This window comes from Desulfitobacterium sp. LBE (genome assembly GCF_007830365.1).
Lineage (GTDB): Bacteria > Bacillota > Desulfitobacteriia > Desulfitobacteriales > Desulfitobacteriaceae > Desulfitobacterium > Desulfitobacterium hafniense.
The window spans coordinates 3,821,843-3,836,958 of record NZ_VLKD01000001.1 but is presented as its reverse complement, the minus strand read 5'-3'; the positions used below and the strand labels follow the sequence as shown (position 1 = coordinate 3,836,958).

The 15,116-nt window shown below is 37.7% G+C and carries 17 protein-coding genes; all 17 read right to left on the bottom strand.

Annotation, left to right across the window (positions count from 1 at the left end; translation table 11 throughout):
• Positions 1-7: 7 nt before the first annotated feature.
• The 17 genes from DESLBE_RS18235 to DESLBE_RS18155 all read right to left on the bottom strand — a co-directional run bounded on the left by DESLBE_RS18235 (position 8) and on the right by DESLBE_RS18155 (position 15,073).
• Positions 8-217 (bottom strand): mercury transporter, encoded by a 210-nt coding sequence (locus DESLBE_RS18235; protein ID WP_144677805.1) that lies wholly within the window; start codon positions 215-217, stop codon positions 8-10.
• Between the two features lie 13 nt (positions 218-230).
• Positions 231-1,064: a conjugal transfer protein TrbL family protein gene (locus DESLBE_RS18230; RefSeq protein ID WP_144677804.1), complete on the bottom strand. Its 834-nt coding sequence runs from the start codon at positions 1,062-1,064 to the stop codon at positions 231-233.
• Between the two features lie 58 nt (positions 1,065-1,122).
• Positions 1,123-1,410: a SpoVG family protein gene (locus DESLBE_RS18225; RefSeq protein WP_144677803.1), complete on the bottom strand. Its 288-nt coding sequence runs from the start codon at positions 1,408-1,410 to the stop codon at positions 1,123-1,125.
• A gap of 69 nt (positions 1,411-1,479) precedes the next feature.
• On the bottom strand, positions 1,480-1,743 hold the full coding sequence (locus DESLBE_RS18220) for a DUF6133 family protein (protein ID WP_172625449.1): 264 nt from the start codon (positions 1,741-1,743) through the stop codon (positions 1,480-1,482).
• A 75-nt stretch (positions 1,744-1,818) separates the two neighbouring features.
• A complete protein-coding gene (locus tag DESLBE_RS18215; RefSeq protein ID WP_243131403.1) occupies positions 1,819-2,112 on the bottom strand; it encodes an Mbov_0395 family pilin-like conjugal transfer protein in 294 nt (97 codons plus the stop codon).
• A gap of 79 nt (positions 2,113-2,191) precedes the next feature.
• Positions 2,192-3,721: a VirD4-like conjugal transfer protein, CD1115 family gene (locus DESLBE_RS18210; RefSeq protein ID WP_144677802.1), complete on the bottom strand. Its 1,530-nt coding sequence runs from the start codon at positions 3,719-3,721 to the stop codon at positions 2,192-2,194.
• 59 nt (positions 3,722-3,780) lie between these two features.
• Positions 3,781-4,215, bottom strand: coding sequence for a TRAG family protein (locus tag DESLBE_RS18205; RefSeq protein WP_144677801.1), 435 nt, complete (start codon positions 4,213-4,215; stop codon positions 3,781-3,783).
• Positions 4,212-4,898, bottom strand: coding sequence for a DUF4406 domain-containing protein (locus tag DESLBE_RS18200; RefSeq protein ID WP_144677800.1), 687 nt, complete (start codon positions 4,896-4,898; stop codon positions 4,212-4,214). Before DESLBE_RS18200 ends, DESLBE_RS18205 begins: the two co-directional genes overlap by 4 nt.
• Before the next feature lie 5 nt (positions 4,899-4,903).
• Positions 4,904-5,266, bottom strand: coding sequence for a hypothetical protein (locus tag DESLBE_RS18195; RefSeq protein ID WP_144677799.1), 363 nt, complete (start codon positions 5,264-5,266; stop codon positions 4,904-4,906).
• The gene (locus DESLBE_RS18190; protein WP_144677798.1) at positions 5,256-5,540 is read right to left on the bottom strand and encodes a hypothetical protein; all 285 of its coding nucleotides are present in this window, start codon (positions 5,538-5,540) and stop codon (positions 5,256-5,258) included. The genes DESLBE_RS18195 and DESLBE_RS18190 overlap by 11 nt, the downstream gene beginning before the upstream one ends.
• A gap of 3 nt (positions 5,541-5,543) precedes the next feature.
• Complete coding sequence (locus DESLBE_RS18185) at positions 5,544-6,221, bottom strand: hypothetical protein (RefSeq protein ID WP_144677797.1); 678 nt, start codon at positions 6,219-6,221, stop codon at positions 5,544-5,546.
• A gap of 66 nt (positions 6,222-6,287) precedes the next feature.
• Positions 6,288-10,532 (bottom strand): S-layer homology domain-containing protein, encoded by a 4,245-nt coding sequence (locus tag DESLBE_RS18180; protein WP_144677796.1) that lies wholly within the window; start codon positions 10,530-10,532, stop codon positions 6,288-6,290.
• A gap of 61 nt (positions 10,533-10,593) precedes the next feature.
• Entirely contained in the window at positions 10,594-11,274 is a 681-nt protein-coding gene (locus tag DESLBE_RS18175) for a hypothetical protein (protein WP_144677795.1), read from the bottom strand.
• Between the two features lie 67 nt (positions 11,275-11,341).
• The gene (mobP3, locus tag DESLBE_RS18170; RefSeq protein WP_144677794.1) at positions 11,342-12,577 is read right to left on the bottom strand and encodes a MobP3 family relaxase; all 1,236 of its coding nucleotides are present in this window, start codon (positions 12,575-12,577) and stop codon (positions 11,342-11,344) included.
• Complete coding sequence (locus DESLBE_RS18165; RefSeq protein WP_144677793.1) at positions 12,558-13,058, bottom strand: hypothetical protein; 501 nt, start codon at positions 13,056-13,058, stop codon at positions 12,558-12,560. The genes mobP3 and DESLBE_RS18165 overlap by 20 nt, the downstream gene beginning before the upstream one ends.
• 200 nt (positions 13,059-13,258) lie before the next feature.
• Positions 13,259-14,317, bottom strand: coding sequence for a DUF3991 and TOPRIM domain-containing protein (locus tag DESLBE_RS18160; protein ID WP_144677792.1), 1,059 nt, complete (start codon positions 14,315-14,317; stop codon positions 13,259-13,261).
• 3 nt (positions 14,318-14,320) lie between these two features.
• Positions 14,321-15,073: a hypothetical protein gene (locus tag DESLBE_RS18155; protein WP_144677791.1), complete on the bottom strand. Its 753-nt coding sequence runs from the start codon at positions 15,071-15,073 to the stop codon at positions 14,321-14,323.
• Between the last annotated feature and the right edge of the window lie 43 nt (positions 15,074-15,116).

The window sequence follows — 15,116 nt, the reverse complement described above, 5'->3', positions numbered from 1 at the left end:
TCCTCCCTCAAGAATAGTAGTACAGCACCAAATCCTTTATCTGCCAAATACTCTCGGCAATAATATAGAAAATCACCGTATTCTTGGCTCTTTTCTTATATTGGGTAGCCTCTTCTTCAGCAGCTGATAATCGCACCATACAATAAATAAATCTTGCCACTGCACCAATTCTAATCAAACTGATGATAGCAACTGAAATGTCATCCATTGTGACCAAATCAAAACCACCTCTATTTCGCCAAGTTCTTTGCCATACCGACAAGTCTTACACTATGGTACACATTGTTGATTACACCAGTGCCTCCACCACCCGTTGTAATAATAAAGTCTTGCAGAAATCTTGGTGTACGTATTGCCAGCATCATACATGCTACACCCCAAAAGATGTGCATATTGAGCATGAGCCCGACTCCTAGCTTCGCAAGTGAAATCTGAATAACCACAGCCAGTGTTGATTGAAAGAACTTGGTGATATAACTTCTGAATACCCCCTTATCGTTATCAAGTAAACCTACACAGGCTAACGGCACACCAATTCTAAGGATCAATATTTCTAAACCTCTCATTAAGAATTGGAAGTAAAGCATGAAATAGCAGATAATAAATATCAAGCCGAATATGGCTGTTACTATTCCAAGTGTTGATATGCCATTTACCCAAGCCTGCCAGTCGTAGCTTGTTGCAAGACCAATAGCTGTAAGAAGATCATTCGTCATATCCTCAACAATACTACCAAGCCAACCATAAATTGTTGGAAAGCTGATTGCCACTGCTAGTGCTCTAAAAAAATTGGTCAGTAAATAAAGTGGTTCTTCATCAGCATCACCATCTGTCCACAAAATATAGGTATCAAAGCCTTTCTTGAGAAACTTTAAGATAATGAGTGAAACTCCAAATCCAAATATGATGTCAAACAAAGTTTCAGCTAGATTAACTCCAGATACCACTGTCATATATTGTTCTGCATAAAGTGTCATTGGAACAATATCGGTAAGTAGTGTATCAATATAGGCAATCGAACCATTGAGTAAGGCAATAATCAATGCTACTAAAATGACTTCCAAAATTTAATCACTCCTTTCGGGGAGAGCATTAAGTGCTCTCCCAAGGATTTAATTGCCTTTACTCTGCTTTGTCAGCATTCGCAACAGATGCCATCATCACATTCTGATAGGCTTCCATCACACATTTTTCAATTTGCTCTCTCACTTTTGAGCTGATTGGATGGCATACTTCAATATAGTTGCCATCATTTTTCTTGTGGCTTGGCATAGAAACAAATTGACCTTTGACCCCTTCCACCAAGCGCACATTTTTTACGACAAATCCATCTTCAAAAACCAGATTTGCCACTGCCTTTAATTTGCCTTTGTCCTCAAATGTTTTCTTAATTTCTGCTTTAATGTTCATTTAAAAGCCTCCTGATATTATAAATTTGGCAATGAGTTACACGCTGCCATAGATCTGTTTTTATGCTTATTAGCCCTGATAGTTAAACATTTCTTTAATCTTTTGAGTGATTGTTGGAAGAACTGTACCGCTGATGATAAGATACAAACCACCGAGAATCAATGCGCCAAGTACAATTGAAATAAGTACCGTAATAGCAACGTCAAGCGTTCCTTGACCTTCATTGTTTGTCATAACTCCTTTAGTTCTTTCACATACCTCAAATGCCTTGTTTCTGAGCATAATGCTCACATTGATAGCTTTGCTTTCCGCTTGTTTGATTAAGTTTTTCATGAATAAATCCTCCTTAAAATTTGGTTGTTTAACAATAAAGACCATGCTTTCGCATAGTCAGAGTAACGTGTACATTTATTTATAGTAGCCAACAATGAGGTTCAAAGTTGCTGAACCTAGAACTGCACCAATACAGGACACAATGGCCACAACAATTCGATTGTTCCATTTCTTCTGATCCATTTCATCTGCAGCCGACCTGCGAATGAAGAAATAGATTATTAGAAGTCCTGAAACAACAGGTGCCAGCACCATCAGCCATGTAGTGACATCACCAATTAACTTTTCTGTACCTTTTACGATCTTGCTGTTTTGAACATCATCCGCATAAACCGGTACATTGCTCATAAAAAAAACGGTAAATGCCATCATTCCAGCACTTACCGTTCTCTTAAACCTTTTGATAATCTTTTTTAAACCTTTGATATTCACGGATTCCTCCTCCTTATTAATCTAAGTCAATTTCATTATTGGCAAACCCGCCATTTCCCTTTTGAGCCTGCTGTTGCATTTTTCGAACAATATCCTTCTGATAGTAAATCCAGATGTTCCATAGTGCTAGTTCTCCATTTGTGTTCGTAATAATAGGTCTCTTATTTTCCCTTTCTTCTCTCAGTTTTCGATTATGCTCCTTATCTCCAAGACCTAGCATTTTATTGAAATACCACTGTGAAAGATCTGGAGAATACATGATTGCCGGATGTGTTCGTGAAGTCACAATTTGATAAGGTCTACCAATTCTCCTCACTTCATCAACGTTCAATAGCTTTCGTTCGATTAAGCTGATGCTGTGTGAGCTAGATGGTGTGGAATACTTTGCATGGTTTGCAGATAATTGATAACTTGAAACGGTGTACGTACCGAGCTTTTCTGATATCTCACGCAAGGTATCCATATCATCGGCCTGTAAATAAACCCATGTCTGGCAGTTGGCTTTTATGGTATCCGAAGTATTCTCATCATATTTCTCTTTAAGTTGTGAGAAAGATTGAATAAACAGGTTAAACCGCATTCCACGACCGCCACCCACCGTTAATTTGTTTGTAAAATCACTGATTGTAGTGAAGTTACCGAATTCATCAAGCATAAAATTGACTCTCTGTTTTAATCGACCTCCTCTCATATCTGCAAGATTAGAAAGCAATTCATATTGTTGTGAGACAATCAGCGACGCTACCGGATAAAAAGTGGTCTTTTCATCAGGCAGGATAATGAACAATGCTTGCTTTTTCTGTCCAATATCTTGAAGCTGAAAGTCGCTTTTATGCGTAATAGCATAAATCGATTTTCCAGTGAACAGCCTTAAGGTTGTTAGTGCAGATGTATAAAAGCTCCCTCTGGTTCTGCTTGGTGCTACGTCAGATATTGACAATAACGCTCTAGCAGGGTGAGCAGGAGGAAGCTTTTTAACGTATTCAAGTAGAGGCATTTTATTGCCTATTGTTTTTACCATTTCCGCTATGAACCAATACACATTGGTTAGATTCTGATATTCTGGACGAAGTTTATTATCGCATACCACGCAGAGTATAGAAGCTGCAATTATAGAGCATTCTCCATTGGTCCAGATTTTTTCACCTTCGGGCTTGCCGACTAGATTATTCGTTAAGTCCCATGCCAGCATCTCAGCTTTGTCAGTATCACCTTGATTCACAGCATTGATGATGGGTTGTAAAATATTATATCTTTGACTTTTCCCAGGATTTTTAAAGTCTAAAACCAATACTTCATAACCTAGTTTTTTAAGAAACTCCGAAGTGAAGTGAAACAATTCAGCTTTAGGATCGCTGACAACAATGGACTCTCCAGCAAGTCCAAGGGTACAAATCGACTGGATAACTAAGTTTCGGGACTTTCCTGAGCGTGTTGCTCCGATACAAAGCAAGTGACTATCTTCACCGATATAATAGATTCGCTCATTGTTTCCTTCTTTTTTTACTCCGATTACAACACCTCCTTGCCTTGTTATTTCATTCATAAGCATCAACTCCTTTCATTATTGCAATACATTAAATTAGATTACTGGGCATAAAATCTCTAAGACTTAATCTTTTCTTCTGGCATAAGCAATTGCTTTATCAATGGATGACTCGGATCAAGGATAAAGCTGTCAAATGCTTTATCCTTTTCTTCGTCTTTTAGCCATCGTGCTGAGCCATGCTGAAATTGACCAACGGAAACGGGCGTCTTAATATCTGGCGTTATTTCCACCAAATCAGATTGATAGGGTCTTAGATTTGTGAAGTAGTACATGATGGCAATAATCAGCACAAATCCTTGCAAACAAAGATATAACAGTCCATGTTGCCTACTATGAAAAAGACTATTGACGCACTCGCTGATTGGCAGCAATTTCAATACTGTCATTTCCCTTGAAAGCAATAGGTGCAGTGCTGTCGAAAAAAACAAGTTCCCAAATGTACCTAATACAAAAATCAATGAACAGATAATTAGTTTAGACTCTTTCTTCATCGCTCCATATCCTCACACTTGTCTTGCTCCATTATTAGGGATTCAGCCAACTCATTTTTAATTGGTGTATTTTCAAGCCATTTCCTCAAACTTTCCGGCTTAACAATACCTAGAAAATCAGCTCTTTCCCAGCGAGATTCATGTCCGTCAAAGAGATTCTTTGCATATACTGCCTGTCCTCTTGCACCATATGTACAACCAAATCCGTTATAGGCAATCCAAAGACTGTTCTCCGCAGTTCGACAGTTACTGATTAATGCTTCTGGATTCAATACTAATATTTTGTTTTCATAATTCTGATGATCGCTTCCAGGCAAACAATCATCAATACCCAAAGCCACACTATTTTGTCGAATTTTCAAGCCCTCCTCTACATGATGATCAAGTGCATAAATCGTTGGAATGTTTAACTTAGTTGCAAGGTCTATCTCTCCTATCATTCCTTGAGAAATCTCATCACCACACACCCAAATCTCATCACACCGTTTAAGTAGTTCCAAACCCATTTTGAGTCCCTGCTCTCGCTGCTCTTTGATCGTATCGTCCAAATAAGCTGTGAAAATTGTATGCGGAGCTAATGGAATAACATCGCATCCAGCCGCATATTCACAATACCTATGGGCCTTTTTAATATTCTCTTCAATTGCTCCTCTTAGTGGAGAACATATATAAACAAGTTTCAAGAATTTCACCTCTCAATCTCAAGTTCAAAATCGATCTCATTAAACGATTCAAACCCTGTATCCATTTCAGCATCATCAAGCTGCTTCAAAGCCTCTTGTTTTGCGATAAATATAGGATCAGTGACAATTCCTTGCTCAATTAGTTCATCTGCAACCATACTGGCACTAAGCTCATCTGTAAAACAAAGATTCGTGCCATCTTTCTCAGCCATTTCTATGACGGATTCAGGAAGCATTTCTTCTGCCATTTTTTTAGGCATCATGATTCCTTTTTTGTGTTCTCCTACAATTTCATAGACTCCAATTGCAATTTCTCCACATGTGATGATGTTGCCCCATATATTAGCGTTTGGTCTACTATCCTGCATTTGATTCACCTCCTCCTACATAAGTCATAAATGCAACAACCACTAAGTATTCCATCCCAAGTCTTGAAATCATTTCGTTCTGATACTTTAATACAGAGTCTACTGTTTGCTCAGGACAATATTTAAGCATATCATCAATATACTGCCCTACATCAAGTCCGATTGGATTGTTCAAGTATTCATCTTCAGTCATATTTTCCATTTTGAACTTTAAGTCTGATTTATAAGCTAAAAATCTTGCAATAGATATTACCTGATTTCGTTTATTTCGCATGCGTTACCCCCCTATCTCCATGTCCTGCTTGAACTCATCCTCAAAATCGAAGTCATAGTCCCTGCCTTGCAGCTCTGGAACGATGTCCTCAATTTTCTCAATCATTCTTCCGACTGAAAGCATGTCATCATTTGAAAGATTGTTATCCAGCATTGTAAGCTTGACTAAGTTAGAATGCAAAACCATTAGTTCAGTTTCTGTGAAAAGAGCCCTTTCATCAACTAGCCCAGAACGAATCGCAAAGTCTTGGCTTGCTGCTTCTTTGTTATAAAAAAACTGTCTTTGAAGAGGTTGCTCGCTTTCAGGAGCCATACGGTAGGTCGAAAACACATAGCCAAACAAATGGTGCAGTTTACAGGACAGCATCACACCATTGTACTCTGCCAATTTGACAGAACCATTTTTCAGTCTCTCCTCTTTGTCAGTATAAGGACATTCAGTACAAATTCCTGATTCCACTGCCGTTTTTCTAGCTGTCTCTTCAACCAAATTGAATACCTTATCTTTTACTTCGACAAATGGATTGCGTTCAACAGTATCTGCCTTAGTATAGAAAGCAATCAATTGATTCTTATAATAAATGTCTGCCAAATAATCAGAAGACGTGGATCTTTTTACATCAAATCCACGCCTTGCAAGCTGTTCAAAAAAACATCTATAGAAATCCATTTTAGTAATCATCTAGAATACCTCCATAAAAATAACCGCCTTGATGCAATCTCAAGGCGGCCATTGTAATTTTTATTCTTATTCAAAGTAGTAATCTACTGAATAAGTGATATTTGATTTTCCGTACATACAATTGTGGTTAGTGTAATAGTAGAATTCCAGCTTTGAATATGTGCTTGCAGGTAAGCTTCTAGCAAACGTAATACCGTTAGTTGTTGTACTATAGTCAAGTTGATCCCAAGTATTTGTTTTTATGTTATATCCTCTTACACGGCCATAGTCACTGCCACTGTGCCCACTTACGGGAGGAACAGTGAACGTATAGCGAGTTATCGTTGCTCCTACAATTCCATTTTCCAAAATAACTGAATCTGGGCCTGATAACGTCATTCCACCACCATTTGTTGAATCTGAAACAAAGAATGCAATTGCTGACCATGGAGATTCAACACCCGTACTGTCTACTGCCTTTACTTTAACAACATTTTTACCAAGTGGGTAAACATAAGTTTGAGATGGGCGATTATCCCAAACATAAGTTATAGCATCACCATCAGCGTCTGTAGAAACTGCTGTAATTGTCACAGGAGTTCCAGGTGCTACACTGTTTCCATTTGGAGTTCTTGTAATAACTGGTGCCGTTGGTTCAGAGCTTTTAACCTCAAATGTCACGGACGACCATGCAGAAATACCGCCATAGTTGTCTTTAGCCCTCACTCTTACTGTATTACTTCCAACAGGATAATAATTATCTGCTGATTTACCTTCATATTCATAAGTTATAACATCGCTATCCGCATCTGTACTACTTACTGTAATGTTGACAAGGAATTTACCATCTTTTGCTGTTCTGGTTATATTTGCAGTAACGCTTGGCACTGTGGGTGCTGAATTCTTAACAGAGAAAGTAACCTCTGTCCAATCCGAAATGCCTCCAAAGGAATCCTTTGCCCTCACTTTCACCGTATAGTTGCCAACTGTATAATAATTGTCTGTTGTTTTGCCAATGTACTCATAGCTGATTATATCGCCATCAGCATCTGTGCTATTTGCACTTATGTCCACTAGGAATTTTCCATCCTTATAGTTCCTTGTTACAGAAGCATTTGCAATTGGTTTTGTAGGGGCAGTATTAATAATTTCAATATTGTGATCTGAAGTAAACACCCTACCAAGTTCATCCGTCACTGTAGCGATTAATTTGTAGTTTCCTGGTGATTTTATTGAAACGCTTCCTCCAAGATTTCCAATGCTACCTAGAATGCTTTCTTCTAAAGATACAGACGCACTATCTTTTTCAAGAGTCCATACTATATCCTTATTTTCAAGGATTGCACTAGGCAAAACTTGTATTTCAAAAGATGCACCGGTGCGGGCACTTGATGGAACAGAAAAATCGCAGTTAAGAAGTTGGTAAACATTGATATTTGAACTTACACTAAAAATTCTGCCCAATGTATCTGTCATCGTAGCAGTAATGCGGTACTCTCCTGCTTGTAAAAACTTAATTGTTCCACCATCTGCATCTAGTTTTCCACTAAATGTATCCTCTAATCTAAGATTTTCTCCATTCTTCATTATGCTCCACTTAATCGGCAATACGTTATTGTCACCTGATGTTTTAACTTCAACATTTCCATCAGGATAAGCCGTAGTTGGAAGATCTAGATTCAGGCTTAGAATCGGATAAATTACAATACTATTATCTGCTCCAAAAACAAATTCTCTGCCTGTCTCATTTGTTACTTTTGCCTTAACATCATAAGTTCCAGCTGTCTTGAAATAAATATCTCCCCCTGTATTCGTTAGCTCTCCACTTACGAAATCTTCTAAGTTTATATAAGCATTTCCGTCATTTGCAATCCATTGAACTGTAAGTCCTTCCATATCTTCATTTGTAGTCTTGACGTTTACTACTTCATCAATATGTGCACCTTCAACTATGGCGATAGAAAATTTAGGTACTGGATAAACTTTAATACTTTTGCTGCATGTAAAATCCATTCCAATTTCGTCAGTAATTTTTGCAATCAAAGTATAATTACCCTTTTGAGTAAACTTAATGTTACCGCCTGTGTTGCCAATTGCCCCTTCAATATAGTCTAGATTGTCAACCTTCTCCCCATCTTTCATGACAATCCATGAAATTTGGAGTCCATCTGCTTCGCTGAGCTTAGTTGCTATTGAAACAGGCTCATCAGTGTGAGTTGATTCCCTCATTTCAAAGTCGACGCCTATGATTGGGTAAACTTCAATCTGTGATGAAAATTCAAAACTTCTGCCTGTCTTGTCTGTTACCCCTGCAATTAGCTCGTAATTACCCTTTTCCTTGAAGCAAATATTTCCACCATTTTCATTAAGATTACCATCTACATATTTTTCTACTTCAACATAGTTCCCATCCTTTTTAATAAGCCATTTTGCTTCAAGATCATAGGTTTCTTTGAAATCTGTTTTTACTTCAACAAAACTCTGTGTATGCCCTATTTCTGGCAAATAAAAACCTGTGCTTGCCACAGGATATACAACTATGCTGTCTTCAACAGAAAATTCTCTCCCTGTTTGATCGACTAGCATCGCTTTTAAATTATAGACACCCTTATCTTTGAATCTGATTGTCCCTCCTTCATTTGAAAGTTGCCCTTCAATGCAATCTGAAAGCGATTCCTGCTCTCCATTCTTAGTGATAGTCCAAACAGCTTTCATATTTCCTATTTCATTTGAACTAACTTTAATTTCAATCATTTTGTCATTATGCGTTGCTTCAGGTAAATCGAAACTCATAATTGCCACTGGATAGACATCAACGCTCTCTTCTGCTTTAATTAATCTGCCGGTTTTATCTATAACTGTAGCACTTAGAATGTAATGTCCTTTCGACTTAAACTGAACATTTCCACCGTCGTTGTTTAGACTTCCATCAATAAAATTTATTAGTTCTACTATGTTGTTATCTTTTTTAAGCTCCCAAGCAATATTCATCTCACCCAAATTCTTGCTTGCAACCGTTACATTTACATTTGAATCAGTGTGTGCGCTTTTTTGTAGCTCAAATGATATCTCCGGCACCGACAATACTTCAATATCTTTTTTAGAAGAAAACTCTCGATTTGTTGCATCGATCAATGATGCTTCAACTGTGAATTTTCCTATTTCTTTAAAACTAATAATTCCGCCAATATTGCTGAGTTCACCTTCGACATAGTCACCCCATTGAACTTTGTTCCCATCTTTATAGATACTCCAGATTATTTCATTACCTGTCGTAACAGATGCCTTAATATCAATTTGCTTATCAAGATGTGTTATCACATCTTTTCCTAAATAAATTTCAATAGCAGGATAAATTTTTATGGATTTGCTGAAAGTAAATTTTTCATTTCCATTATTCTTCGCTACCGCCGTAAATGTGTACTCACCCTCCGATTTTATACTAATTTTGCCTCCGGTTTTGTCAAGAATACCCTCATACTCGACTTTTTCATTTTGATTCGCACCCTTCTTTTGAATTATCCATTCCAGATTCTTAACATTCTTCATATTCGTAGTTATTTCAAATTCTTTATCTGTATGGCAATAAACAGGTAATGTATATTCAACTTTCGATGGTGGGAAAGACTCTTCATCTCCGTGATTATTATCTGGCTTCTGAGGTAATTTTATTTCATCGTCTTCGTCCTCGATAACTTTTATGACTTTTAAATATCTCAAAAGCATTTCAAACGCTTCTGCTCTCGTTGAGTATTCATAAGGACGTATGGTCTTATCTGGAAAACCCGAGATCAAACCGTTCTTTTCAGCAACATTAATATAGCCTTTATCTTCCTTTAAAATCTTAGTGTCATCACTAAAAATAGTGTTGTAGGTCATGTTTTGGACATGATCTGCCAATCCCTGAGCATTTACTATCATTCTTATCATTTCAATACGTTTGATTGGCATACTCGGTTTAAAACTATTGCCATAATATGATTTGCTTATGACCTTATTCTTTATTAGTTCTTCGATCATGCCTTCTGCCCAATGATTATTCGTGTCGTTGAAAGTATCATTGCCAGTATGCTTTTGCTCCTTATACTTTAATCCATACATCATAAGGCTTACAAATTCACTTCTATTAATAATATTGTTTGGCTTTACAGTCCCATCGGGATATCCATTTATGACACCATTGTTTGTTAGTTTTTCAATTGTTTCTTTAGCCCAATGATCTTTTGCATCGGGGAATTCTTTACCCGATGCATATGATGCCCCTGTTAAAGATGTCACTACCAAAGTCAAAATCAATAAAAGTGATGTCATTTTTTTGAATCTGAATTTCATTTAATGTACCTCCTTTTGATTTATATTTTCTTGAATTGAATAAAACTGCTTTATTATGTCCTCATCTAAAGCACCTCACATTCTCATTTTCATATTCAATCTCATCATCTGTTAGCATAGGCAAAGTCCTTTCAATTTTTGAGATAACATCTCCTATTGCCTTTTCTACTTCCGTAGTCAAAGCTGTATCTAACTTGACGCGCTCAATACAGCATGATAATAGAATTGAAAGCTCTTCATTTGTGAATAATGTAGCCTTGTCTGCTTTATTACTTTGTTCGATAAAGCCACATCTTTCTGCAAAGTCCTGTTGTGCCTCCTTGAAGCTTAAGAACTGACGAGCGTAGAAATATACTGGCATCAACTCATTATCAGACCCTTTTATCCAAGTTACATATTCATAGCCAATCAGCGGAGATAACCTACAGCCCATTACTACATCTCCAACCTCATATAACTTCATAAAACCACTTGGTAAATAACCGATCGTTTTTACAGATAAATCCGTTGAAAGATTTAGCTGTACTTTAAGCTCTGCCACTATTTCTCCAATGCGTTTGAATTGTTCATTGTCATTACCTTGATAAACCAATCTATCATCCGCTGTAATAAGCGCTACCAAGCCTCCTGCTTCATTGAAAATCTCAGCGGTAATATCCGCAATTTCGGGTTCTTTGGCAGTTAATTGCATTTTCTTTAACCTCTTGAAAAACTCATGGTAAAACTGTTTTTTCGTTAACATAACGAACCTCCTTCAAAATTCAATTTCATATTGAAAATATGATTTACAAAATAAAAAGATATGGAATTTACTTCTCCATACCCTTATCCTTATTTCTAAGATAAAGCTCTTTTCTGGCTCTCTTAGAAAGCTCTGTTCCCATTGCCTTATTCCTGTCTTCGTATTCTGAATCGATATCCGAAACATTTTGCTCCAGCATCATTAGAATTTCACATACCATCTGCTCTGTGTAAAAGGCTCGCCTACCCTCATTGAACTCATATCGATTGCTTTCATATTCCTTGTTTAGAATACCTTTTACGACACTAAGCAGCTTATTGGCAATCAGTTTGTCCATCTCACTGACAGCTTGCTCTCGGTGCTTAGTGATGTTCTCAGGATCAGTATCATAGAGCATAGCTAGATTAGCCTTTATCTCTGCATATTCATCTACGAGAGCTTGAATATGCGGGATATCCTTTTTTAAATCAACAATGAGTCTATCAACTTCTTGCTTTACTTCATCGGGCAATAGCTGATAATATAGTCGCCCTTTCTTTGGCATTTTTTCTTTAAGTTGAAACAATCGAATCGAGAGCGTTGAGATATTAATCCCCTCCAAGAGTTGATTTATCGGGATGCCTGATAACTCATCTGCATCAATATCACCTACCATTTCTTTCAGTCGTTTGTACTCCTTTGGGTATATAGTCTTCATATAATCATCAAATTCTTTCACTAACTCGTCTGTGATTACCTTCAAATCATTTTTATGCTGATCTTTCTTAGCTAGGTAAGCTTCAATTCGCTCTGAGAAGGTTTCCTTAATCAACTGTATTCGGATACTATCAGCTATTTGAGGCTTTACAAAGTTCTTCATGGTTTTCTGGTTTTTGTCCCAGAAGACGATGTGGATATGAGGATGACTGGCTTCATTGTGATGAGCACAAGCCCAAGCAAGATTCTTTTGACTGATACCGTTCTTTTGAGCCAGCACTCCAATATGCCTTTCAATGTACTCTTCCCATGATTTGTGATCATTAAGCCCAAGTTCTTCCGCAGTTTGTGGTGCAAAAGATATGACACTTCTAAAAATATTTACTTTTTTATATGAAAGCTCTCTTACCTCTTTTGCGACTTCTTGCCATGACTCAAACTCAACCAAATTTCCAGGCACAAGCTTTCCAAATAAGCCATGCCTCATACCTTCGTTCTTTGATGCTCCAGGTCGAGTTGCGATATACCTGATATGAGCATAGTTGCACTTTGGTGTTTTATTATAATTAGGTGGGCGAAATCGTTGTTTATACATCAGAATCGACATTCGATGTTGCTCCTCCTTTGACCTCATCGATTGCCTTTTTCATTTCTTCATCATTCATAAAGATTGAAAGAGCATCAGAGCTTTTCATGTTGGCATAGTTTAGTGCTCTTTTCCTTGCAAGCCTTTCAATTTTTTCAAAAGACGAATAGCGATCTTTATCAATCAAATCTGATATGATGCCGATATTTGCATAATAACCTGCTGCTGAAATAATCGTAATTCGATTGATCATGCCTGCAAGTCTGTTTGCCAAAGCTTTGATTGATGATTCAATTTCTTGATGAATTATCGCTGTAATGGTATCGATGTTTTCCTCATAGCTATTAATTGCAAGTCCTTTATCAACGAATTCCCTAATGATATCTGATGCAAAAACGTTCTTCTTAGCTGCGAGCTTTTCTATCTGCTCCAAGGTTTCAATTGGAAAGACTACTGATCGTTTCTGAGTTTTAGGACCATCCCTATTAGCATTTTCTCTCACAAAATTCCTCCTTTCTCCATTCACCCAAAAGGGTGAAGTAAAATCTGACAAGAACCCGTTGCTGGCTCTGCCAGTAAGCTGTGTTGACGTGGGGAGAGAACCCCACTATTCCTGCCTTACCTAAAAAGAGAGTGGCTACGCCTACTCTCTTTGGTTCGGTTCTTCCCCTTCGGGAAGGTCTATACTGATGAAAATAAAGTTCATGCTTCGATCTCCTCTATGTCTGATTCAAAGTTTGATTCCTCTACTGCATCTTTTTCAAATTCAGTCTTCAATGCTTCTTCTCTCATCCGTACAAGATCCTCTGGTGACTTTCCCTTTCGGGTCTCCACCAAGTCCTCACTAAAATCATTCAAATGAGGTCTGTGAATGGCAACTTCATAGCCTTTCTCGCTATACTTGTCGCACCATTTAACAGCAGCCATCTGTCCCCAGTTCCTGTAGCAGTTGTCCTTATCTTTAGCCAAGTAATCATTATCGAGAGCAAATACGATGCGTTTTATTTCAGGGTGCCACTGCAAGTATTTTTCGAGTGCTCCATCCCATGTGCAACCAAGTGAAATCCTATGATCTTGTCTCCAATCATGACTATATAGCTTTGCAAAAGTCGCATGACTCATGGCATCAATTGGGCTTTCGCAGACAAATACCAGGTCGCTCTTTCCATCAATGATAAATGGAAAGGTCTTATCGGAATTTGTCATATCCTTTTTGAATGCCTTGTTTGCATAGGTTCCTCGCATTGAGCAATACTTAGGAGTTTGATCTTCGTCATAACCAACGAATACGCAGTTACCATACTTGGCTTCCTGATAAATCTTTTTTTCATTCACCAGTACAGAAACAATTTCCGGCTCAATACCTCGAACCGATACCAAATACCAATAGGCTCGTTTGAAGTTTTCAGCCTTTTCCGGCAGCATAATTGGACCTTTCTCTTCTTTTTCGTAATGGACGGTTTCTCTAACATAGGCTTCATAGCGTTCACCTATTAGCTGAGCTACTGCTTCTTGGTAAGTCAGGTTTCCATATTTCATGACAAAATCAATTGGACCGCCTTTTTCATCGGCGGTCCAGTGATAGAAACGATTGCTATCTTTAAATATGTAGAGTCCTCCAGACTTTTTAGCATGAAGTGCCTTATTGCCTCCGTTTTCAAGTTCAAAGCCATATTGCCTTGCAAGATCAATCAAACTCACTGAGTTTGCTCGCTTGATTTCTTCATCGGAAAAATGTCGATATGCTTTATTTACTGCCATAAGCTATACCTCCATTTCCTCGTCCTGTGCTTTGGTCTCTTCGAGTATGTCACCAATTTCAGCATCATCATATCGATACTCCAAAGACTCAACGATCTCCTTACAGCCTTCTGGCAGATACTCTTTAATCTCATTTTGTACATCTCTAATCTCACCAGCAAATCCCCAGCAACTAGCTATTTCTTCATTGCTTTTGTAGAGCCTGAAACCATAGCACTGGTCTGTTAAATAGTAGTCATATTCTTTGACTTCACTTTTGAGAAGAGCTCTGGCTTTTTCGATTGTTTCATCATTAATTTGACCGAATTCCTTTTTGATTGTGTCATGGCTTGCAAATATCCACCCTACTTGTCCACTATCCCAAGGACACGAGAAGCCATTTGTATTGACTGTAATCCCACTATGGTCATACATAAAGATTGGTTCAATAACATAACTGCTTGATAGATAATCTAAAACATTTTCATGGATGGCTTTTCTATATTGACCATAGTGGCTTTTATAAAGGGAATCATCCACTTCTAATGTCAGCTCAGTAAACTTATCTTCCGCAGCATTTGTATCTCCAATTTTTTCTTCAAGGAGTTCCATCAAAAATTCATCCGGCTCATCATAGTTGTGTTCATCCCCGATATTATATCTTCTATGAAAGCAGATCATTTTTCCGAAGTTATCCTGTTCGGTACGAGGATTTTGCGGACTTGCATCATTAACTAAAAATAGTACATATGGCTGTTTAACAGCTACCATAGACATCGCATCACTCCCTTTCTTTTAAAATCTTTATACTCATTTTGAT

Excerpts from the sequence above, each read along its gene's own strand:
- DESLBE_RS18225 (WP_144677803.1), bottom strand. The coding sequence starts at position 1,410 with ATGAACATTAAAGCAGAAATTAAGAAAACATTTGAGGACAAAGGCAAA.
- DESLBE_RS18220 (WP_172625449.1), bottom strand. The coding sequence starts at position 1,743 with ATGAAAAACTTAATCAAACAAGCGGAAAGCAAAGCTATCAATGTGAGC.
- DESLBE_RS18215 (WP_243131403.1), bottom strand. The coding sequence starts at position 2,112 with ATGGCATTTACCGTTTTTTTTATGAGCAATGTACCGGTTTATGCGGAT.
- DESLBE_RS18210 (WP_144677802.1), bottom strand. The coding sequence starts at position 3,721 with ATGAATGAAATAACAAGGCAAGGAGGTGTTGTAATCGGAGTAAAAAAA.
- DESLBE_RS18205 (WP_144677801.1), bottom strand. The coding sequence starts at position 4,215 with ATGAAGAAAGAGTCTAAACTAATTATCTGTTCATTGATTTTTGTATTA.
- DESLBE_RS18195 (WP_144677799.1), bottom strand. The coding sequence starts at position 5,266 with ATGCAGGATAGTAGACCAAACGCTAATATATGGGGCAACATCATCACA.
- DESLBE_RS18190 (WP_144677798.1), bottom strand. The coding sequence starts at position 5,540 with ATGCGAAATAAACGAAATCAGGTAATATCTATTGCAAGATTTTTAGCT.
- DESLBE_RS18185 (WP_144677797.1), bottom strand. The coding sequence starts at position 6,221 with ATGATTACTAAAATGGATTTCTATAGATGTTTTTTTGAACAGCTTGCA.
- DESLBE_RS18180 (WP_144677796.1), bottom strand. The coding sequence starts at position 10,532 with ATGAAATTCAGATTCAAAAAAATGACATCACTTTTATTGATTTTGACT.
- DESLBE_RS18175 (WP_144677795.1), bottom strand. The coding sequence starts at position 11,274 with ATGTTAACGAAAAAACAGTTTTACCATGAGTTTTTCAAGAGGTTAAAG.
- mobP3 (WP_144677794.1), bottom strand. The coding sequence starts at position 12,577 with ATGTCGATTCTGATGTATAAACAACGATTTCGCCCACCTAATTATAAT.
- DESLBE_RS18160 (WP_144677792.1), bottom strand. The coding sequence starts at position 14,317 with ATGGCAGTAAATAAAGCATATCGACATTTTTCCGATGAAGAAATCAAG.
- DESLBE_RS18155 (WP_144677791.1), bottom strand. The coding sequence starts at position 15,073 with ATGTCTATGGTAGCTGTTAAACAGCCATATGTACTATTTTTAGTTAAT.